A 21,117-nucleotide genomic window follows, 5' to 3' on the forward strand; every position below is an offset into this window, starting at 1 on the left:
GAATCTAGCACTGTTAAATGGAGTCTATAAGTGTAGATTATGAGCTGTCGGCCTTATTCAGACTTAGCCTCCCAGCGAGTGAGCATGCATTCATCGAGGCTGTTTGGATGCTGTAACTCCATCCGCAAGAGATCGCGCAAAAAATGTGGCAATAGAAACAAAGCATCCTTCCCATTCGCGATCGTCTCATAGCCGGCCCTGAAAGTAAACATGTCCAGCGTACCAACATTATACTCTCTTTCATCCTCCAGTGGGTTTCCTTCGACAAAAACTGCAACACTCTTATCATACGGTATCATTAGTGGGTCGTACAAGATTTTTAATCCATCTACTGCCAAGCTGCCCAGATGATTCCCGCGGAAACCATACCCGTAAATGACCTTACTATAAAACTCCTCTGTAAGGCTCTGTTCCAAAGCTGTGCGAATATCTATACCCTTCAGCTTAATGATGCAAGTATTGATGGGAGAAGGACAAAGTGCGTGCAGCATCCCTGTCGTAACCTCGCCTTCCGGCAATGGTCCTAGCAGCTGACCCGTGTTAACTAATGACATACTAGTTCCTGTAAATCTACGGACTGCTTGTGCCAAAAGATTGCCAAAGGGGGACTCTCCCCGCAAGTTCAAAGGAAGCTCACGGTCAGTAATCGCAGCGATCGTCTGAAGAGATTCTTGGCCATGCTTCAAATGAATAGCGACTGCAGGACCTATAACCTCCTCCTTCAGAAGGGGGTCAATAGGAATACATTCACCCGTCACTAAGCTAAAATCAGACTGAGGATCTAGTCGCTCAAATTGAAGACGCCCGAGATACCGACCGAATTTCCCAGCACCGCATACGGCAGTACCATTAATCATAATAGGCTCTTCTAACAGATGGTGCGTATGTCCACCAAGAATGGCATGTACGCCCTCTAACCGTTCTGCCAGAATTTTATCCGTAGGAAGTCCGAGATGAGATAGAACGATTAAAATATCCACCTGTGGTGCTAAAAGTAGGCATTGTTCCCGGAGTGCAGTCTCAGGATCTAAAGCATCCCAGCCCAAAAGGGAATAGAACGAAGTAAATGCCGCTGTTGCTCCGGTCACTCCAATTCTAATTCCATCCTTCTCCAAGACCGCATGACGCTTCATCCAGCTTGGCGGCTCTCCTGTCGAAGACTCTACAAAATTACAGCATACTGCCGGACATTGTAACCCGGAAAAAATAGATGACAACATCTCCTGAGAGAAAGTGAGCCCCTCATTATTGCCAATGGTTACAGCATCATATCCTGTTAAGTTTAATACGTCGATGTTAGCCTGACCCATTGTGCCTTCTGTCTCAACAGCTGCACGATCCATATGATCACCAATATCCAGCAGCAGTACAGGCTCTTCTCCCGCTGCAGCCCTTTGTGCGGCGATTTCCGCTGCCACCGGACTTACCATTTCAAAATGGCTATGTATATCATTGGTATGAAGTATGGTCAGTCTTTGTGGCACATGCCCCATAAGCAACATTCCTCCTACCCTTGAGCTGCTCTTTAATGAAGCAGTCGGTGCGTGATCTTATAGAGCCTAGCATAACATTTTCAGACACATTATGGTATATTGAAGACATCAGATCATACATCAGAGGAGAATAAAAATGCATATTACTATCCGACTATTCGCGGGTCTGGCTGAGACAATCGGCTCTTCTTCTCTGTCCTTCCAAGCGACTGAGATTCCCTTAACAGCTGGCAAGCTGAAGGAGCTTCTATCTGCCTCTTATCCGAATGCAGCATCCCAAATTGGGGCTTCTTTAATTGCCATTGACCGGGAATATGCTCCTGATGATTCTATCATCACAGCGTCTTCCGAAGTCGCACTTATTCCTCCAGTTTCCGGGGGAGAGAATGGCACTATATATGAAACTACTACTGATGGTCTCTATAGCATAACGGACCAGCCTTTAAATGCAGAGAAGCTTCTAGATGCCGTTCTTGACGTCAATCACGGAGCATCCTTATTATTTATCGGCACTACACGTGAAATGACCGGAGAACAACGTACAACCGCACTTCATTATGATGCCTATATTCCTATGGCCTTAAGTAAACTAGAGGAGATTGGTAAAGAGGTGAAGAACCGCTGGAACGCAAACTGCGCCATATCTCACCGCATTGGGCTTGTAGGTTTAAAGGAAGCAAGTGTTATCATTGCCGTCTCCACACCCCATCGCGATACCTGCTACGAAGCCAGTCGCTTTGCCATTGAACGATTGAAACAGACGGTTCCCGTTTGGAAAAAAGACATTAATGAATCGGGCCAACATTGGGTGAACTCTGATCAAAAAGCCAGCGATACAATCCACAAATAATCTTTTCTCCTTTTTGATTGAAAAATCTGAACTTTGTTGATATTCTGGATAAAATCGGATAAAAGGTGGCATAGGCATTGAGAGTACACGTCTCGGATCTAAAACCTGGTAATCACCTTAACGCGGACGCATATAGTTCTAGGGGTTTACATGTACTACCAAAAGGATCACTGCTCCAAATAAATGATATCGCCAAGCTGATGCAGCTTGGAGTTGATTATGTTGATATCGAGACGTTAGAGGAAGAGGTATCACCCCTCAGCAGACCTTCAATTATTCAGACGGTGACCACTAGTTTTGATACCATGATTGACGGCTTCGAGTCTCTTTATATGGAAGCGTTATTAAAAGGAAGCTTCAACCAATCCGTGGTAAACGACATTCTTCAGCCTTCGCTTCAAACTTTGGACAAGCATAAAGATGTAGTGTCCCTCCTGCTTTTGCTAGATCGGGAAGATAACTATACCTACAATCACTCCCTTCAGGTAGGCATGCTCTCTTATTATATTGCGATATGGCTTGGTTATTCCAAACAAGAATGCTATGAAATTGGTCGTGCAGGCTATTTGATTGATATTGGAAAATGCCGAATTTCACCCTCCCTCTTGAATAAACCAGGGAAGCTAACGCCAGATGAGTTCGAGGAAATCAAACTACATACTAAGTACGGCTACGAAATTATACGTAATTCCATGGACGATTCTTACACAGCTTTGGCTGCGCTCCAACATCATGAGCGTGAGGACGGCTCTGGCTATCCGAGCGGTCTAACCAAATCTGATATTCATCCTTATGCACAAATTGCAGCTGTAGCTGACATTTATAGTGCGATGACTTCTAAACGAGTCTATCAGTCGAAGCAAGAGCTTATTTCCGTCCTGCGTGAAATAAACAATCTAAGTTTCGGTAAACTGAACGCTAAAACCGTTCAAGCCTTTATCCAGCATTTAATGCCCAACTTCATCGGCAAGCGTGTGTTACTGAACACAGGTGATATTGGCGTAATTATTATGAACAATCTGGTCGATATTTTCCGACCACTGGTAAAGGTGGACGGAATGTTCGTGGATCTTTCCCGCGAACGGAACGTTGCCGTTGTAGAAATTTATATGGACTAGGGCGCTTCGATCACTCCCAAACCCTCCCTTCCAAGGAAGGGCCCCCAAGGGTCCCACCCTCTGGACACCCGGAAGTTTGGTGTAAACTTGTGGCGGTGGTGGATACAAGGAACGCCTTGTGTAACCTCGCCTTGAGGCTCCTGCTTTGCTGCGCAAAGATCGGGGCCTCAAAGCTATCTTTCGAAATCCATGATCCCCCGTTTTCTTTCGGGGGATTTTTTCTGTTATATTATGTGCAACAGAATTCTTGTACGTAGAGCTGGATTGTAGTTCTGTTGTATTTTATGCAATCAAAAATAAAAAAAACGCCTTTTATAATCACATTTTCCTAATGCTGTTGCAAAAAGTGCAATAGATGCTATTTTATGAGTGGATAAGGTGCTTTCTATTGTAAATACTGCAATAGAAAGCTCCGAATCCAGGTTCCTAATTCCTTACCTTCTTTAATCTGTACCCACCTAAATTCTTCCTTCCTACAAATCCCCAACAGATCCTCCCATTGCCCATAATCCTTAGTCAGTTGTACCCCTCCTATCATTAATCTCTTGATGATTGAATTACAATTTTCTTGGCGAGACTAATATGTGGTTTAAATACTTCCAGGAGGTAAAAAGTATGCTTCCAGTCCATGAACGTCTTGCCGAGCTGTTCACTCTAAGTCGTCTACGCCAGCTTACAGCCTCCGAAGAAACGGAACAACAGCAATGCCTACAGGTGAATGCCACTTACTGTTGGGAGATGGCACGACTACAGAATGAAATACTGTTAGCGGAACAAACAACGGATACACAGTGGCATCAGGATATTTGTGCCCAAATGTTTGAGCTACGTATAACGGGTAGATTGCCTAAACGTCCGAAATAATTGGACGTACGATATAAAACAGCCCACTCCTCATTTGCTTTCGCAATTGGAATGGGCTGTTGTTCTTTGCTATAGAAAGCGGAACTGCGCTTCTATTAATCCGTTATACACACCATCACGTGATGTCAGTTCTCGGTGGGTTCCTTCTTCTTTAATCTCACCATGGTCCAGAACGACTATTTTATCCGCATGGCGAATGGTAGATAGTCTATGAGCGACGATAAAGGAGGTCCGGCCCTGAAGTAAGATTTTGAGTGCCTCTTGAATCTTCAGCTCCGTCTCTGTATCAATACTTGCCGTAGCTTCATCAAGGATCAGAATCCGTGGATTCGCCAATAGTGCACGGGCAAAGGAGAGCAGCTGACGCTGTCCCATGGACAAGGCACTACCACGCTCTTCTACCTCTGTCTCATACCCTCCAGGAAGCTTCATAATAAAGTCATGGGCATCTACTGCTTTCGCGGCATTTTCCACTTCTTCATCGGTAGCATCCAGTCGACCAAATCGGATATTATCGCGAATCGTTCCTGAGAAAATGAAGGTGTCCTGCAGCACGATTCCGATCTGCCTTCTCAGACTATCTAGAGTAACTTCACGGATATCTTCACCGTCAATCGTAATTCTTCCGCTCTTAATATCATAGAACCGGCCAATTAGGTTAATAATCGTACTTTTCCCCGAGCCAGTATGACCCACTAGCGCGATCGATTGCCCAGCTTTTACATCCAGATCGATGCCCTTTAAAGCCGCCCGACCTTTTTCATATTCAAAAACAACCTTATTAAAGTTAATATCTCCACGAATCGTTCCTAGTGGTTTAGCCCCTGGATTATCTTGAACCGAAGGCTGCTCATCCAAATATTCAAAGATCCGTTCTGAGGAGGCCATCGCTACCAGCAGTTGGTTATACATCTGCCCCAGACGGTTGATCGGGTCCCAGAAGTTGCTGACATAAGAACTAAACGCTACCAGCAAACCGACAGTAAGCTCGCCAGATTGGATGAGATACGCCCCTAACCAAAAGAGGATCATCGTTCCAAAACCACCAGTGATCTCGATCATCGGCCCGAAAGCTTGGTTCATCGCAGATGCTTTATTCCAGGACTTTTTGCTATCTGTATTCATAAAATCGAAATAATTCATGTTTTCACGTTCTTGTGTATAGGCCTGTGTGACTCTGATCCCCTGAATCGATTCGTTCAAGTGAGAATTAATTCTAGAGTTCTTCATCCGCACATCCTGCCAAGCGATCCGAATCTTCTGACGCAGCTTAGTAGAAATAAAGAACATGATCGGAACCGTAACCATTACTGCAAGACCAAGTTTCCAGTTGATCAATAACAGAATAATCGTAATCCCCAAAAGCTGTACACAGTCAATCATCAGATTGACTACCCCGTTCGTGAACAAATCCTGCAGTGAGTTGATATCATTCGTCACACGTACTAATACCGAACCTGCTGGGCGTTTATCGAAGAAGTTAAAAGAGAGCTTCTGAATATGCTTGAACAAGTCAGAACGCAAGTCATAAATGACTCTTTGTCCAATGATGTTCGTGTACTTAATCCGGTACACGCCTGCAATCCATTGAATGAGATATAAGACAATGACACCTGCCGTAAGCGAATAAAGAAGTGTTAAGCTTGGATTCCCAACTTTAGGCGCTATAGCACGGTCGATAGCTAAACTTGTCAAGAAAGGAACGGTCAGCTTCGTAATGGTTCCCAGAATCATCATGATAGAAACCAGTGGAAGCATCTGTTTGGCGTAAGGCTTCATATAGCTGAATAATCTGGTGAACTGCTTCCAGTCAAACGCTTTGTCGATCACATCATCATCTTTGTACACGAAACGTTCATCAAGCGTCTTCTGCTCGGCTGCTTTACGCTTTGCTCCCGAAGCGGTGTTCTGTTTGGCTTCAAGTTTCATATGCCTCACTCCTCCCCTCTTCCGGTAGCTCTGGCCAGATAGTCAGCATATTGTATCCGGTATACATCTTGGTATGGACCCGGAACTTCAATTAGCTCCTGATGAGTACCACGCTGCTGAACATGACCTTCGTTCATAACAATGATCTGATCCGCATGTCGCAAGGAGGATATCCGATGGGCAATTATAAGTGTTGTACGCCCATTCATGACCTCCTGGAATCCCGCTTGAATCTCATGTTCCGTTTCCATATCGACCGCACTGGTCGCATCGTCGAGGATGAGGATACGCGGATTCTTAAGCAGGGCTCTTGCGATCGCAATCCGCTGCTTTTGTCCGCCAGAGAGACCCATCCCGCGTTCACCCACTACAGTGTCATAGCCATCTGCCATCTCCATAATGAAATCATGTGCCTTTGCCAGCTGTGCAGCACGGATAATCTCCTCCATGCTTACATTTTTCAAGCCATATGAAATGTTGTTGCGGATGGATGAGGAGAACAGGAATGTTTCCTGGAATACGGTGGCAATCTGTGACCGCAGGCTGCGCACACTGTACTCTCTAATATCAATGCCATCCAGCGTAATACTCCCTTCATTGACATCATAAGCACGCATCATCAGTTGAGTAATAGTGGATTTACCTGAACCTGTGCCTCCAAGAAATCCGATAATTTCACCTGATTTAGCTTCAAAATGGATGTCAGTAACAGCAGGCATTTTGTTCCCGTACGCAAAGGTCACATGATTAAAGGCAACGTCCCCCTTAACCTCGGAAGGTACCAGTTCACGTGCATCCTCTTTATCCTTAACATCAATTTTTTGATTAAGTACTTCAAGTACACGTTCTCCCGAAGCTTTGGACTGTGTATAGTTATTAATATGAAAGCCTAGACCCCATACCGGTCCAATGATGTACCAAATCAAACTGAAGAAGGCAACCAATTCACCTAGTGACATTTTCCCGTTAATAACGAGTGTACCACCTACGCCTAACAGGATAGCTATACTTACCGATGCTAAAAGCTCCATGACCGGAAAAAACTTACTCCAGAGCTCAGCGGCAAAAATCTGATTATTCTTATAACGTTCATTACGGTGTGAGAATTTTTCAACTTCGTGAGCCTCTCTAGCAAACGATTTGACAGTTCGCACACCCGTGATATTCTCCTGTACAGCCGTTGTCAGAGAACTCAGCGCAAGGCGCATCTCTTGGAAGGCCGGATGAATCTTGGACTCAAATCTTAAAGCTACTGCTGCCAGAAATGGCATAGTAATCAAAGTAACCAATGTTAGCTGCCAATTAATGGTGAACATCATGATCGAACCAAAGAGCACCATAAAAAACACATTTAGCAACTGAGCAAAACCAAAACCGATAAAGTTCCGAATCGCTTCCAAATCCCCGGTCAGCCGGGACATCAGATCTCCTGTTTTCGCGGTATCATAATAACGGAAAGATAGAAATTGTAATTTCTCATAACAAGCGTTACGTAGCCGATATGCTAGAAAATTACCTAACCGCCCTCCAAAAAAACCATGTGCAAATTGCAGGCATGCTTTTACGATTACTACAGCTAACACACTGAGAGCCAACACGGGCACCTCTTTAAACTTAAGTGGAACAATTACTTCATCGATCAGCTTCCTTAACAAATTGGGGGTAATTAGCCCCACTGCAGTTGCGGCAGCCAAGCATACGATCGAAAGAATCAAATAATGCAGCTTCTCTCGGTAATAGCCTCGCAGTTGCCTGAGAACATCCATATCTCTCCTCCTAGTAAAGCAATTTTTGAATTAAAACTAACATCATAAGCTTGTTTTTTAGCGCTTACAATTTTAGTGACTTTAAGCAGTGTATCATCCCTAATTTAAAGCGGCAAAGGGTAGAATTGAGCGTTTATCCTGTTATTTCGGAAAAAAGCCCCGTATATAGGTGATAAACGACCATCATTGTCTTAAAATACTCGATTTTCCTCCTTAATGCTGTTGAATTAAGAAACATCATGATCCTTGAAGTGATCGGCCACTAAAAAGAAGACCTTTATCAGGTCATTTACATAATTATTGGAACTTTTCCTCAGATCAGGAGAATTATCATCGATTTCCAAATGAAAATCCATTGTCCAAGTTGTTCGGTTTAAGCCAAAAAAGACCTACAAGAAGGACACTCTTTTTCAAAGTGTTTATCTTGTAGGTCTTACATCTATTCTATGGGAAAATAAAGATCCATGTAGACCGAACCGTCGATCTCTTGTACCTCTTCCAACCAGAAGCGTTCCTGATCACAAGAGGTTTTGTAACCTCTGCTGTTTACCCATCCTCCAAGCTTTTTCCATCCTAACGGAATACGCTCAAAAGGATCAACCATCGGCTCGGTAATCCGCAGGATTGCATATTTGCAGTCCTCAACATGTTTATATTCAAGCCCCGATTCCAGGAGAGAAGGCTCTTCCTCTACAACTACCCAATATTCGTAGCCCCTTAGCCCTTTCTCTTGATCCTCATCGCTAACAGGAACATCAAAACCAAATTGTCTAGCATCGGTCCTAATCCCAGCCCTCTTAGCCCATTCAGTGACAAAGCTAATTACCTCATCCTCAGGATTATCACTGACCCTTACTCCACTCACTACCTTCATCGCGCCCAAGCTGCCTATTGTGACTTCACTTAAATAGTCCACTTTAATTCCTCCGCGTAATTGGTTTATTTGATCATTTAGCAACGGTTTAGACGGCAAGGCATATCTCACATTTCTGCAGCAACTGGGTAGTTGACCGAACTCCTGCTGAAAAGCTCTACTAAATGACCTTTCTGAGCTATAGCCATAGTCCAGCGCAATGTCCAGAATTCTTCTGCCGTTTATGACATCAACCATCGCATAACCCAACCGTCTCCTACGGACATATTCCATTAGGGTGACATCAAGGTGGATTCCAAAAATCCGGTGAAAATGAAATTTTGAGAACCCTGACCGTAACGCACATTCCTCAATGGAAATGGGTCCTTTTAGATTTTCCTCGATGTAATCAATAGTTTTCTGCAAACATTCTATATAACCCAAATGCTTCACTTCCTCGTTGCAACGATTAACTTTATTATAAGCTTTGCTTCCATTCAGAATAGGACATTTCTTGCTGTTTCTAAGAACACTATCTAAAAATCGTACTCACAGAAAAAAAGAATCTGCTATAGCTAACGATTGCAGAAATCTCTTCATTCATTAATAGACCAATATTCCTTATTTCGGATGCTGTGACCTTCAAAAAAATGAACTGTGTCTTATTTATTTCGCCTTTTTGCTTAATACAATTACAACCATTCAAATCCGTCCAGCCATACGCCGAGCTGGTTATTGATTTTATATTACACACATGTTATATTACATACGTGTAATATTGAGAATGGGAGGTTCCTCTATGCTACTTTCGAATGTCGAATTCATGCTGCTGCAAATGATCGCGGAATGCCGCCAAGCTTCCGGCTACGATATCAAGAAGCTAGTCGATCTGCGTGGCTATCGGGATTGGGCGAATATCGGCACGACTTCGATCTACTTAGGACTGAAGAAGCTTAAAGATAAAGGATGGGTTACATCCGAGGAATCCGAAGGAAAATCAGGCAAGGGACCTTTGCCACACCGGTTCTCCCTCACCGAAGCCGGTATGATCGCGCTAAGAAACGAAATCTTGGACAGCCTTTCATCTGCGCGGGAGCGCGACATCCGCTTCGATCTCGGCCTTGCCGCTTTACCTTATATTAGGAAAGAAGAGGCCGTGGAAGCTTTGCGGAAACGGTTGGATTTTCTTCACAAGGCTTCAATAAAAATAAATCAAAAATACGAATCGCAAGGCGGAGTTCAATTGCCGCTGAACGTAAGAGCACTGTTCTTGCATCCTATAAGCCTCATCAAGAGCGAAAGAGCGTTCGTTGCCAGTCTAATTAATGAATTATTGGAGGAGACAGGTGAATAAGGCCAAAATCATTGAAAGATTCGTTCCTTACCAAGGCGAACATTGCGAAACGACCGCCATGGGCAATCTGCTGCAATTTGCGGGAGTTCACTTGTCGGAGCCGCTGCTGTTCGGGCTCGGACAAGGCCTCGGATTTATTTACTGGGATTCGAAAGGAATGGACTTTCCGTTCATCGGAGGAAGGGTGAAACCGGATGAATTGACGGCCAACCTCGCCGCCCAGCTGGGTTTAATCGTCAACATACAAGAAACATCGTCCGTCGACAAGGCATGGCAGAACGTACGGAGTTACATCGATCGCGGAATTCCGGTCGGACTAAAGTTGGATTCATATTACTTAGACTATTTCACGAGCAAAGTGCACTTTGCCGGTCACTATGCGGTTCTTTACGGCATGGATGATGCCAACGCCTACATGGCGGACACCGGACAACAGGGTGGACTGTTGAAGACGAGTTTAACAAGCTTGGCCGCGGCCAGAAATGCAAAAGGGCCCATGAGTTCTCGTAATCGTTCTTTCACACTCGAGCCATTTGATACCTTCCCGCCTCTCGTTCAAGCTATACGCGTATCCTTGGCCAAAAATGCACATGACTATTTGAACCCGCCCATTCGCAATATCGGGAATAAAGGCATTGTAAAAATGAGCGATGAAATCTTGAAGTGGCCTTCCCGCAGCAACAATGTTGAACATGATTTATGCCTGACCGCATTGCTAATGGAACGTGGTGGAACCGGCGGTGCATTGTTTCGGAATCTGTATCGGGATTTCCTGAAAGAATGCGCAGATCAGTTGGCAGACCCGAAAATCGAGCAAGCCTACCGCTTGTTTGCGGAAATCGCTCCAATGTGGGCCAACGTCTCTGCTTCGATCGACCATGCCGGAAAAACGGGCAGCCTCCAGGAGCTGCAGCAGGCGTCCAAACTGTTGCTCGAGATTGCGGATAAAGAACGCGCAGCGATGGAGCTATTATTGTGAATGTAAGCAGTTACGGTGTTTAAAAACCCCAAAGAGGAATTCTTGTTCACAATCAATACAAAGGCATCATTGTGTATATGAACACAGTTCCAGTCAGAAAATAATTCACGAAAACAAAAAATACCCCGTCAACCAATAACTATGGTGACGGGGTATTTCTTATTCACTTATCATGCAGTAAACATCAGCAACAGAAATTAACCGATAGAACCTTCCATTTCGAACTTGATGAGACGGTTCATTTCGACCGCATATTCCATCGGCAGTTCTTTGGTGAACGGTTCGATGAAGCCCATGACGATCATTTGAGTCGCTTCTGCTTCTGTTAAGCCGCGGCTCATCAGATAGAACAGCTGCTCCTCAGAAACTTTGGATACCGTTGCTTCGTGCTCAAGCACGATGTTATCGTTCATGATTTCATTGTAAGGAATCGTATCCGAAGTGGATTCGTTATCCAAAATGAGCGTATCACATTTGATGTTCGATTTCGCACCTTCTGCCTGACGGCCAAAGGAAGCAAGACCGCGATAAGTTACTTTACCGCCGTGCTTACTGATCGATTTCGATACAATAGTGGATGTTGTGTCTGGAGCCAAATGGATCATCTTGGCACCAGCATCCTGATGCTGGCCTTTACCCGCTACCGCGATGGACAGTACTGAACCTTTAGCTCCACGGCCTTTAAGAACAACCGCAGGGTATTTCATAGTCAGCTTGGAACCGATGTTGCCATCGACCCATTCCATCGTTGCATTCTCTTCTGCAACCGCACGTTTAGTAACGAGGTTGTAGATGTTTGGAGCCCAGTTCTGAATCGTAGTATAACGAACGCGTGAGTTCTTCATACACAAGATTTCAACAACTGCACTGTGCAGAGAATTCGTGCTGTAGATTGGCGCTGTACAGCCTTCTACATAATGCACGAAGCTATCTTCGTCAGCGAGGATCAAGGTACGCTCAAATTGTCCCATGTTCTCGGAGTTAATACGGAAGTAAGCCTGCAAAGGAACTTCACATTTCACACCTTTAGGAACGTAGATGAAGCTTCCGCCTGACCAAACTGCACTGTTAAGTGCTGCAAATTTATTATCGGTTGGAGGGATGATCGTCCCGAAGAACTTCTTAAGAAGTTCTGGATGTTCACGCAGTGCAGTATCGGTATCTGTAAAAATAACCCCTTGATCTTCAAGGCTCTTCTGCATGCTGTGGTATACAACCTCAGATTCATATTGTGCCGATACGCCGGCGAGGAACTTCTGTTCCGCTTCAGGAATACCCAGCTTATCAAAGGTTTCCTTGATTTCGGAAGGAACTTCTTCCCAAGTCTTCCCTTGTTTCTCGGAAGGTCTTACATAATATTGAATATCCTCAAAATCTAAATCATCCATATTGCCGCCCCATGTAGGCATCGGCATTTTACGGAACTGTTCAAGGGATTTTAAGCGGAAATCAAGCATCCACTGTGGTTCATTTTTGATTGCTGAAATTTCTTTAACAATTTCGGCCGTCAAACCTTTACCAGACTGAAATATCGACTTATGCTCATCACGGAACCCGTATTGGTACTCTTCCATATCAGGCGCTTTCTTAGCCATGGTGTCAGCCTCCTTGTTCTACTGTTATTTATGTTGCTCTTCTTCGTCAATTCCTTTACGAAGCGCGTTCCAAGCCAGTGTTGCACATTTAATCCGCGCAGGGAATTTATTCACACCCGATAGGGCTTCAATGTCTTCATAATCTCCAAAATCCACGTCTTCACCCTTCATCAGTAAGGAGAAGTTATCGGCTAGTTCGAGTGCTCGTTCAACCGTTTGTCCTTTGATCGCCTCAGTCATCATCGAAGCCGATGACATACTGATCGAGCAACCTTCACCGTTATAACGGGCATCCTTGACGATTCCATCCTCTACCTTAAGCTGAAGTGTAATACGATCACCACAAGTTGGGTTATTCAGTTCAATTTTCAGAGCATCATCTTCAAATGAACCACGATTCCTAGGACTTTTATAATGATCCATAATTACGCGTCTGTACAAGTCATCCAAGTTCATAGCCGAAGTACTCCTTTGTCTTGATTAAAGCGTCCACCAGTCGATCTACATCCTGCTCGGTGTTATACAGGTAAAAGCTCGCACGTGCTGTTGAGCTGGCTTCCAGCCAGCGCATCAGCGGCTGACAGCAGTGATGACCAGCACGGATAGCAATTCCCTCCGCATCTAGTACTGTAGCGACATCATGCGGGTGAACGTCACCCAGATTAAAAGTCACAACGCCAACTTCACGATTGCGCGGACCATAAATGGTCAAGCCATCAATTTCAGATAAACGCTGCTCTGCGTATGCGGCAAGCTGCTTCTCATGGCTGTGAATCTCATCCATGCCGATTTCTTGTAAGAAATCTACGGCTGCACCTAATCCAACAGCTCCTGCAATGATCGGCGTACCGCCCTCAAACTTCCAAGGAAGTTCTTTCCATGTCGATTCATAGAGACCCACATCATCAATCATTTCGCCACCGAACTCAATAGGTTCCATGGCTTCAAGGAGTGCTCTTTTGCCGTACAAAGCCCCAATTCCAGTCGGTGCTAGCATTTTATGTCCGGAAAGTGCATAGAAATCACAATCCAGATCCTGCATATCGACCTTCACATGAGGTGTGCTCTGTGCGCCGTCTACGACAATTACCGCACCGTTTCGATGAGCAATCGCCGCAAGCTCTTTAATCGGATGAGTTACTCCCATAACATTAGACACATAAGCGATAGCAACGATCTTGGTTTTATCCGTAATCGTCTTCTCAGCATCTTCAAGCGTAATCGTTCCGTCAGGTTGCAACGGTATATATTTTAAAGTAGCACCTGTCTTCTTAGCTAGCTGCTGCCAGGGGATCAAATTACTATGATGCTCCATCAGGGTGATGACAATTTCATCGCCTTCACCCACTGCAGATGGCCCGTAAGAAGAGGCAACAAGATTTAGGGCAGTGGTTGTGCCGCGCGTAAAGATGATTTCTTTAGTGCTGCGGGCGTTAATAAACTTAGCTAGCTTCTCCCGGGCTCCCTCGTAGGCATCTGTTGCACGGCTGCCTAGAGTATGGACGCCACGGTGTACGTTGGCGTTATCCCACTCATAATACGACTTGACCGCCTCAATCACTTGACGAGGCTTCTGTGAAGTTGCAGCACTGTCAAGATAGACCAGTGGATGGCCGTTCACATTCTGGTTCAGTATGGGAAATTGCTCCCGGATGGCGTTGCTAATCATTGACCTAACTTCCTTTCCACAAGAGATTGGAGCTGATTGCGCAGTCCCTCTAGTGGAATTTGCGACACAACAGGAGCCAAGAAGCCATAGATGATCAGAGTTTCTGCATCATGCCGTGTAATTCCGCGGGACATCAGGTAAAAGACTTGCTCGTGATTGACCTGTCCTACGGAAGCGGCATGGCCTGCTGTAACATCATCTTCATCGATCAGCAGGATCGGATTGGCGTCACCACGGGCTTTTGGACTCAGCATCAATACTTTCTCTGTTTGCTGACCGTCGGCTCTTGTAGCACCTTTCTCGATCTTGGTAATTCCGTTGATGATAGAAGTAGCATTATCACGCATAACCGCACGAGTGATCATGTCACTTGGGGTATTTTTGCCGAAATGCTGAGCTTGAGTAGTGTAATTCAGTTTCTGTGATCCCGTACCTACAGCAATTACTTTAGCATCCGAGCTAGAGCCATTACCTTTGAGCACAGACTTGGTATCACTTGCTGTATCACCATAGTTCATCTCTCCAACAATCCATTCGATCGTTCCGTCATTCTCAACAACAGCGCGGCGGTATGTCACATCTGTTGTATCCACGCCCAGCTGATGCACTGTAGCATAACGTACTTTAGCACCTGCACCCACGAATACTTCTACAGCACCATTGTGCAAGCCAGCTTCCTCTTTATCCGACACGTAGTTGTCTACGTATGTCAGGGAGCTGTTAGTATCCGCTACAATCAGAATGTGAGGAACAAATGAAGCTTCCGCATCATCTGTTAACAGCACCGCCTGAAGTGGAGTTTCAACCACTACATTCTTAGGAACATAGAGGAATACTCCCCCGTTCCATAGTGCTGCATGAAGCGCAGCGATAGAATGCTCGTCAGGCTGAATCGCCTTATGAAGGTAACGTTGTACCAAATCTCCGTGCTCTTTAACAGCCGTTTGCAGATCGGTAAAAATAACACCTTGTGCTGCAAGTTCAGGAGCTAGTCGTGTATATACTGCACCAGAGTTACGTTGAATAATCAGACTGCCTTCTTCCTGATCCTTGATCAAGGAGGAAATGGAAGCAGGTGCATCCTTCAGTGAAGCAATGGTCTCGCTTGCTTTGTAGCTACCATAATTATTCACATTCCAACGATCAATCCGTGTCTTCTCTAATTTAGGCAGTGTCAGAGTAGCTGCCAGTTCAAGTGCTTTCAAGCGGCTTTCTTTCAGCCAACCCGGTTCGCCGCTACTATGCGATAATTCGCTCAAGCGCTCGGCATCCACCGGAAGAATGGTCTGTGTCGTCATAAGTGTTCTCCTCCTTCCTGGCGTTTCTTACGCGTCTTGCCCTACTGTTTCGTCTTCAATTCCAAGTTCTTCTTTAATCCATTCGTAGCCTTCTGCTTCCAGACGTTGTGCAAGCTCAGGACCACCGGATTTTACAATTCTGCCCTGCATCATAACATGTACAAAATCAGGCTTGATGTAGTTCAAGAGACGTTGATAGTGGGTAATAACCAGGAAACCGCGATCTTCACTCCGCATGGAGTTTACGCCTTCGGCAACAATTTTCAAAGCATCAATATCAAGACCAGAGTCAATTTCGTCAAGAATCACGATTTTTGGATCTAGCATCATCATTTGTAGAATTTCGTTACGTTTCTTCTCACCACCGGAGAAGCCTTCGTTTAGGTAACGGTGTAGGAACTCAGGATTCATGTCCAGTTCTTTCATCTTCGCTTCCATAAGACGGATAAAACGAATCAAAGAAATTTCGCTTCCCTCTTCACGACGGGCATTAATGGCAGAGCGCAAGAAATCGGAGTTTGTTACTCCGGAAATTTCACTTGGGTACTGCATAGCAAGGAAAAGACCTGCACGTGCGCGTTCATCAACCGCCATCTCCAGAAGATCTTCACCTTCAAGTGTTGCTGTTCCTTCAGTTACTTCATATTTAGGGTGACCCATAAGAGCTGACGCCAAGGTACTTTTACCTGTACCGTTTGGTCCCATGATGGCGTGAATTTCGCCACCTTTCATTTGAAGGTTAATCCCCTTCAAAATCTCTTTTCCCTCAATCGTCGCTTTAAGTCCCTCAATGACAAAATCTGCTGCCATAATATTATTCCCTCCATTGATCGATTTGCGAAATCAAAAGTTGTATTGAAACAGGATGATCCTGATTCCCAGCACAATTAGATTCTATATCACATTATAATTATTATAAATTGAATCACAATGATTATCAATGATTCTCAACAATTTTATAACAAACCCTGTCTTTTTACAAATATCTCTTTTTATTTATCCTTTAATGCACCGCATGTTTCGCTAATTTCCGTAACCACCTAACGCAAAAAATAAGACCTCCCGCAGGAAGCCTTATTTCATACACTTTATCGTTTAGCTAAGGTAGGAACGCAGCATCCATTGATGTTTCTCAAGATCACCACGAATTTTAATAAACATGTCAGAGGTAGGCTGGTCCTTAATTTCCTCAGCAAGCTCAATGCCTTCTGTCAACTCTTCAGAAATAGTAGCGAAGTCTTCAATCAGAGACTGGACCATACCACGTGTGTCCTCTTTACCAGTAGCTTCTTGAATCGTTGCCAATTCCAGATATTCTTTCATCGTTGCAGCGGGACTTCCTTTGATGCTTAGCAGACGCTCTGCAACTTCATCCATTTGCAGCGTCACTTCATTATATAGATCCTCAAATTTCACGTGAAGAGAGAAGAATTGTTCTCCTTTTACGTACCAATGAAAATTATGGATTTTAACGTACAATACATTCAAGTTAGCAACCTGACGATTCAAAATTTGTTCCAGTGAAGTTGTATTTACTTTATTAGATGCTTTAGCCATGAGATGATCCCATCCTTATCCTTTATATTTACCGGGCTACTTAATCCTTCATCCGGCAGCAACTTGTCTATTCTTAATTTACCCCTTAGCATGTAAGACGAAACAAGGAGAACCCTTCCATAAAATCTCTGTTTAAATTTTTTACACTAAAGACGCTCTCTATAATGTTCAAATTCTGATTCTTGCAAAAAAACACAAGAGGCCAATGGCCTCTTGTGTTTTGGATTTTGTAAGATTGTTCAGTCAGACCATGAGAAGTAATGCATCCGCACCCGTCATGCCGGGTACGATACCTAGTCGCTCCGCTTCTATGGTTACAGACTCCAATGGGGCAGCTAACAGCTGTGACAGCGTACGTACACCAACCGCCCGGGCTGCGATAATATGCCGATCACTGAGCTTCTCATTGAGCAAACCAACATCCAGCGCACCACACATAATATACCCTCGGCTTGTGCTGATTGAGAGCAGCGTTGTTTTCGGAAGCTTAACTTCTACCCCGATCAGCGTATGTTCACCTACGGTAATGGGCTCCATAGTAACCAATAGCAGCACCTCCTTTATTCACCAACCACGATGTATATGTATGCTTCACCCCCTGCTGATGTGCAGTTGGTAGTCCTAGGCTTTTCGTAAAAAACACAGTACCTTGGTCCCATTTTCTCTAGTGTCAGGTATATGATTATTACTTGTTTAATGTTATAGTTTATTTACATTCTTATAATTGTAAAGAAATGTTCAAACGAAAAGCTGGGGGATCTATGGACGAGAAACTACAACACACAGACGGCAACTATTTATTTAATGTCGACATCCTGATTAATGCCCGTACCAACCCGCTTGCATTGCAATATCTGCTTGAAATGTTGAACAATAATGACAAAATCACAGATTTCAACATTAACTCCGGTCTTGAATTGGGGAGAACCATTGACAGCTTGCTTCGTTCTGCCAAACTAGCCTTGAATCAAAGCTCTGCTCCTCCAACTTCATTTAAGCTGCCACCAAAGACCACTAAAAAGCAGCTCGATAAACCGATTGATAAACAGGCAGTATTGCCTGCACAGCAGTCAGCTATTGAGACGCCAGCTGATGCATACGGGAAAATTCGACAGTATATTCAGAACAACCAATTAGTACGTTTACGAGCGAATCGGTACGGAAAACAAGTGTCCATGCCCTGTCGTATTTTAAATTTTGATGAAGCAGCCAACTCTATTAGTGTCTATCACGTGGATGAGAAACAGGTATACAGCTTTAATTTAAATGAAATCGACGAATTTCTGTAAACGTATACGTTACAGATAAATAAGCATCCGCCCCTTTATGGAACGGATGCTTATTTATCAACTTCTGTAACTTGATTGCTTAGGATGCCTCTTTGCTGCGTGAGAATGCTTCCACAGCCAGACATAACCAGCCTGCTATGAAGCATACACCACCAATAGGTGTTATCGCTCCAAGCACCTTAATCCCGGAAATGCTCAGTACATATAAGCTACCAGAGAACAAAATCGTCCCTGCTATTAATAGCCTTCCTGCCCAGTGTAACCGGGTACTTTCTCCCCATTGACCTACAGCCAGTGCTATCAGAATTACACCCAGCGCATGTACCAGATGATACTGTACACCCGTCTCATATACCTTCATATATTCTTCGCTAATAACAGGTTTTAATAAATGAGCGCCAAAAGCGCCTACTCCTACTGCCAGCATTGCTAGCACAGCCCCCCAGGCCATAAGTTTCCGTTGCATGCGATTACAACTCCTTAATATTAGACTTCTACTATCATAAACGATTACCGATTGCTTTTTCCAGCAGCCATTTACGAATTAGCCACAATCAGGGGTTGCTTTTTTAGCATCAATATGAAAAAGTGGATATTAACAACATTTCATTCTTATCTCTCAAGGAGTGCAACCTATGGACCTTAATTCTCTCTCAAAATCTGACGCGCCTACAGCAGAGGTAGGAAATACCCAACCTGATCTGAGTCAGCCAAGTGCTGGTTCGTCGTATTCGTACCAGAAAGTAGATCATGACCTACAACACTCTGGACCTGGTATTGCTTCTTTCATCATCAGCCTCGTGACCATAATGGGTTATGCAGCTCTCTTCGTTTTCATTATTATGAAGGCTTCTTCCATGGTTAACGAGAACTCGAATCTATTAGCCGAATCATCGCAGTCCATCATGCTTCTTGGAATGACTGTTATTATTCTTTCAGCTCTTAATGTAATTGGTGTTGTCATCGGCATTATTGGGCTTTCCATCCGGAAGAGACGTAAGGTTTTCGGCGTTATAGGCACTATCATCAACGGTGTGATTATCCTACTCTTTATGCTGCTTATTACTATTTTCTTAGTCAATGCCGGGACGCTATAACGTTCATTTCTAATTCCAAGACAAAAGGGCTGTTCCTGAAATCAATCAGGAGCAGCCCTTTTGTTATTCATAAATGATAGCGTTTCTTTATTTTGCAAGTGACAGCTTCGAAAGTACACGCTGTTTAACTGTAGCATCGCCTTCCACTGCTTTTTCAACATATTCAAAAGCTACAGGATCATCCGTATTTAACTTCTCAATAACGCTCTCCATACCAGCTGTGATCTCAAAAGCCGTAGGACCTTCTTTGGTCTCAATCTCAACAGAATGACTATCTATTTGGCCGACGTAAACGCCTGTTCCTTTAAGAATTTTAGCTTCTGGATTTGCAGTAGGTTTGGGTGCGGGAGTACTTGGATTCTCTGTTGGTGCAGTGGTACTTGTACCTTCTGTAGGTACGGGTGTGCTTGTGGTCTCCTCTGTTGGCACTGGAGAAGCTGTTGCACTTGGTTCTGCAGATGGCTGAGCTGAATTATTAGTAGCACCGCAAGCGGTTAGGGCTAGCGTTAATGCTGCGATTGCAGCTATAGCGGGTAAGGAACGTTGTTTTTTCATGTTGACTGCCTCCTCTATGTTTAGCGGTTGTTTGCAAAGTCATTTTCTATAAGCCTACTCCTATAAACGTATCAACTCTGCTAAGGTTTCATAATACGTTATTTTTAGTAACTTCCAATCTTTAATAGGCATCCGCCGGATGCAGGCTTAAGCAGGATTAATACAATAGTATTGAGCCTGATTTATCCCTAAGGAGTGGTCCCCTTGAGAATCGATATCGGCTGCGGATCCAGTAAAGAAGCAGGTTATCTCGGGATCGATCGTATCGCGGGTCCCAACGTAGATATTGTCTGTGACATTAGCCAAGGCATCCCTTTGCCGGACAATATAGCCGAGTTTGTAATGGCTAGTCGTGTATTACCTTATATCGACGATTTATCCGCAGTTATGTCGGAAATTCACAGAATTAGCACTCACAAAGCCATTGTTTGTATACTGGCCCCGTATGCCCACAGTTTTGTTCATATGTCCAATCCTTCCTTTAAGCAGAAGTTTGATGAATATACTCCGAGGTATTTCACAGGATCCTTTTTCCAGCCCCCGTCCGGTCCAGTATGCCCATCGATTCCTGACTATCCTATCCCGGTGCCCCCATTCGATTATCGATTGCTGCGGATGGAGCTTTTCTATCAATACCCTTATGAAGATCCTCTTTATGAAACAGAAGAACTAGAAATACTAAAGACGCTTCAAGCCAATGTTGTGCATGAAATCATGTACCATTTCACCGTAATCAAAGAAGATATTTCTATTCATGAGCTGGAATTGATGAGTAGAGGGCTTTACGCTGAACCGCGTGTTCTTATGAAACGCAGGCTAAAATCACACGATAGACAAAATTCCCTATAATT

Annotated in this window: 21 protein-coding genes; 8 read left to right on the forward strand and 13 right to left on the reverse strand. The window is 44.2% G+C overall.

Annotation, left to right across the window (positions count from 1 at the left end):
• Nucleotides 1-53: 53 nt before the first annotated feature.
• Nucleotides 54-1,493, reverse strand: coding sequence for a bifunctional metallophosphatase/5'-nucleotidase (locus MKY52_RS00610; protein ID WP_341049261.1), 1,440 nt, complete (start codon nucleotides 1,491-1,493; stop codon nucleotides 54-56).
• A gap of 136 nt (nucleotides 1,494-1,629) precedes the next feature.
• On the opposite strand from MKY52_RS00610, the gene MKY52_RS00615 reads away from it, so the two are divergent.
• The 3 genes from MKY52_RS00615 (at nucleotide 1,630) to MKY52_RS00625 (ending at nucleotide 4,325) form a co-directional block, all read left to right on the forward strand.
• Entirely contained in the window at nucleotides 1,630-2,343 is a 714-nt protein-coding gene (locus MKY52_RS00615; protein WP_042186367.1) for a molybdenum cofactor biosynthesis protein, read from the forward strand.
• Nucleotides 2,344-2,420: 77 nt separating this feature from the next.
• The gene (locus MKY52_RS00620; protein WP_341049263.1) at nucleotides 2,421-3,461 is read left to right on the forward strand and encodes an HD-GYP domain-containing protein; all 1,041 of its coding nucleotides are present in this window, start codon (nucleotides 2,421-2,423) and stop codon (nucleotides 3,459-3,461) included.
• A 615-nt stretch (nucleotides 3,462-4,076) separates the two neighbouring features.
• Nucleotides 4,077-4,325 carry a DUF7667 family protein gene (locus tag MKY52_RS00625; protein ID WP_042186363.1) on the forward strand — a complete coding sequence of 83 codons (249 nt, stop codon included), beginning with the start codon at nucleotides 4,077-4,079 and terminating at the stop codon, nucleotides 4,323-4,325.
• Nucleotides 4,326-4,394: 69 nt separating this feature from the next.
• Here the strand turns inward: MKY52_RS00625 and MKY52_RS00630 are convergent, their stop codons facing one another.
• From MKY52_RS00630 to MKY52_RS00640, 3 genes are all read right to left on the reverse strand, one after another.
• Nucleotides 4,395-6,254 (reverse strand): ABC transporter ATP-binding protein, encoded by a 1,860-nt coding sequence (locus MKY52_RS00630; protein WP_042186361.1) that lies wholly within the window; start codon nucleotides 6,252-6,254, stop codon nucleotides 4,395-4,397.
• Nucleotides 6,255-6,259: 5 nt separating this feature from the next.
• Nucleotides 6,260-8,020 (reverse strand): ABC transporter ATP-binding protein, encoded by a 1,761-nt coding sequence (locus tag MKY52_RS00635; RefSeq protein ID WP_042186359.1) that lies wholly within the window; start codon nucleotides 8,018-8,020, stop codon nucleotides 6,260-6,262.
• A 439-nt stretch (nucleotides 8,021-8,459) separates the two neighbouring features.
• Nucleotides 8,460-9,317 (reverse strand): helix-turn-helix domain-containing protein, encoded by an 858-nt coding sequence (locus MKY52_RS00640; protein ID WP_341049264.1) that lies wholly within the window; start codon nucleotides 9,315-9,317, stop codon nucleotides 8,460-8,462.
• Between the two features lie 355 nt (nucleotides 9,318-9,672).
• Here MKY52_RS00640 and MKY52_RS00645 point away from each other — a divergent pair, with 355 nt between their 5' ends.
• Nucleotides 9,673-10,227, forward strand: coding sequence for a PadR family transcriptional regulator (locus tag MKY52_RS00645; protein WP_341049265.1), 555 nt, complete (start codon nucleotides 9,673-9,675; stop codon nucleotides 10,225-10,227).
• Complete coding sequence (locus MKY52_RS00650) at nucleotides 10,220-11,206, forward strand: BtrH N-terminal domain-containing protein (RefSeq protein WP_341049266.1); 987 nt, start codon at nucleotides 10,220-10,222, stop codon at nucleotides 11,204-11,206. Before MKY52_RS00645 ends, MKY52_RS00650 begins: the two co-directional genes overlap by 8 nt.
• Before the next feature lie 197 nt (nucleotides 11,207-11,403).
• On the opposite strand, the gene sufB is transcribed toward MKY52_RS00650, so the two are convergent.
• The 7 genes from sufB to MKY52_RS00685 form a co-directional block, all read right to left on the reverse strand.
• A complete protein-coding gene (gene sufB, locus MKY52_RS00655) occupies nucleotides 11,404-12,801 on the reverse strand; it encodes a Fe-S cluster assembly protein SufB (RefSeq protein ID WP_042186357.1) in 1,398 nt (465 codons plus the stop codon).
• A gap of 24 nt (nucleotides 12,802-12,825) precedes the next feature.
• Complete coding sequence (gene sufU / locus MKY52_RS00660) at nucleotides 12,826-13,257, reverse strand: Fe-S cluster assembly sulfur transfer protein SufU (RefSeq protein WP_036684339.1); 432 nt, start codon at nucleotides 13,255-13,257, stop codon at nucleotides 12,826-12,828.
• A complete protein-coding gene (locus MKY52_RS00665; protein ID WP_076284184.1) occupies nucleotides 13,244-14,470 on the reverse strand; it encodes a cysteine desulfurase in 1,227 nt (408 codons plus the stop codon). The genes sufU and MKY52_RS00665 overlap by 14 nt, the downstream gene beginning before the upstream one ends.
• Nucleotides 14,467-15,768, reverse strand: coding sequence for a Fe-S cluster assembly protein SufD (sufD, locus tag MKY52_RS00670; RefSeq protein WP_042186353.1), 1,302 nt, complete (start codon nucleotides 15,766-15,768; stop codon nucleotides 14,467-14,469). The genes MKY52_RS00665 and sufD overlap by 4 nt, the downstream gene beginning before the upstream one ends.
• 27 nt (nucleotides 15,769-15,795) lie before the next feature.
• The gene (gene sufC, locus MKY52_RS00675; RefSeq protein WP_042186351.1) at nucleotides 15,796-16,578 is read right to left on the reverse strand and encodes a Fe-S cluster assembly ATPase SufC; all 783 of its coding nucleotides are present in this window, start codon (nucleotides 16,576-16,578) and stop codon (nucleotides 15,796-15,798) included.
• Nucleotides 16,579-16,863: 285 nt separating this feature from the next.
• Complete coding sequence (locus MKY52_RS00680) at nucleotides 16,864-17,325, reverse strand: Dps family protein (protein WP_042125852.1); 462 nt, start codon at nucleotides 17,323-17,325, stop codon at nucleotides 16,864-16,866.
• A 243-nt stretch (nucleotides 17,326-17,568) separates the two neighbouring features.
• A complete protein-coding gene (locus tag MKY52_RS00685) occupies nucleotides 17,569-17,871 on the reverse strand; it encodes a YunC family protein (RefSeq protein ID WP_042186349.1) in 303 nt (100 codons plus the stop codon).
• 215 nt (nucleotides 17,872-18,086) lie between these two features.
• On the opposite strand from MKY52_RS00685, the gene MKY52_RS00690 reads away from it, so the two are divergent.
• A complete protein-coding gene (locus MKY52_RS00690; protein ID WP_149645884.1) occupies nucleotides 18,087-18,614 on the forward strand; it encodes a hypothetical protein in 528 nt (175 codons plus the stop codon).
• A gap of 79 nt (nucleotides 18,615-18,693) precedes the next feature.
• Here the strand turns inward: MKY52_RS00690 and MKY52_RS00695 are convergent, their stop codons facing one another.
• Nucleotides 18,694-19,080 (reverse strand): DUF423 domain-containing protein, encoded by a 387-nt coding sequence (locus MKY52_RS00695; protein ID WP_341049268.1) that lies wholly within the window; start codon nucleotides 19,078-19,080, stop codon nucleotides 18,694-18,696.
• Between the two features lie 169 nt (nucleotides 19,081-19,249).
• Here MKY52_RS00695 and MKY52_RS00700 point away from each other — a divergent pair, with 169 nt between their 5' ends.
• Nucleotides 19,250-19,711, forward strand: a complete 462-nt coding sequence (locus MKY52_RS00700; protein WP_052404212.1) for a hypothetical protein — start codon at nucleotides 19,250-19,252, stop codon at nucleotides 19,709-19,711.
• An 87-nt stretch (nucleotides 19,712-19,798) separates the two neighbouring features.
• On the opposite strand, the gene MKY52_RS00705 is transcribed toward MKY52_RS00700, so the two are convergent.
• A complete protein-coding gene (locus MKY52_RS00705; RefSeq protein ID WP_076284187.1) occupies nucleotides 19,799-20,266 on the reverse strand; it encodes a hypothetical protein in 468 nt (155 codons plus the stop codon).
• 204 nt (nucleotides 20,267-20,470) lie between these two features.
• On the opposite strand from MKY52_RS00705, the gene MKY52_RS00710 reads away from it, so the two are divergent.
• Nucleotides 20,471-21,115, forward strand: coding sequence for a methyltransferase domain-containing protein (locus MKY52_RS00710; protein WP_341049269.1), 645 nt, complete (start codon nucleotides 20,471-20,473; stop codon nucleotides 21,113-21,115).
• Nucleotides 21,116-21,117: the final 2 nt, after the last annotated feature.

The organism is Paenibacillus sp. FSL P4-0184 (assembly GCF_038004625.1).
Classification (GTDB): Bacteria; Bacillota; Bacilli; order Paenibacillales; family Paenibacillaceae; genus Paenibacillus_AQ.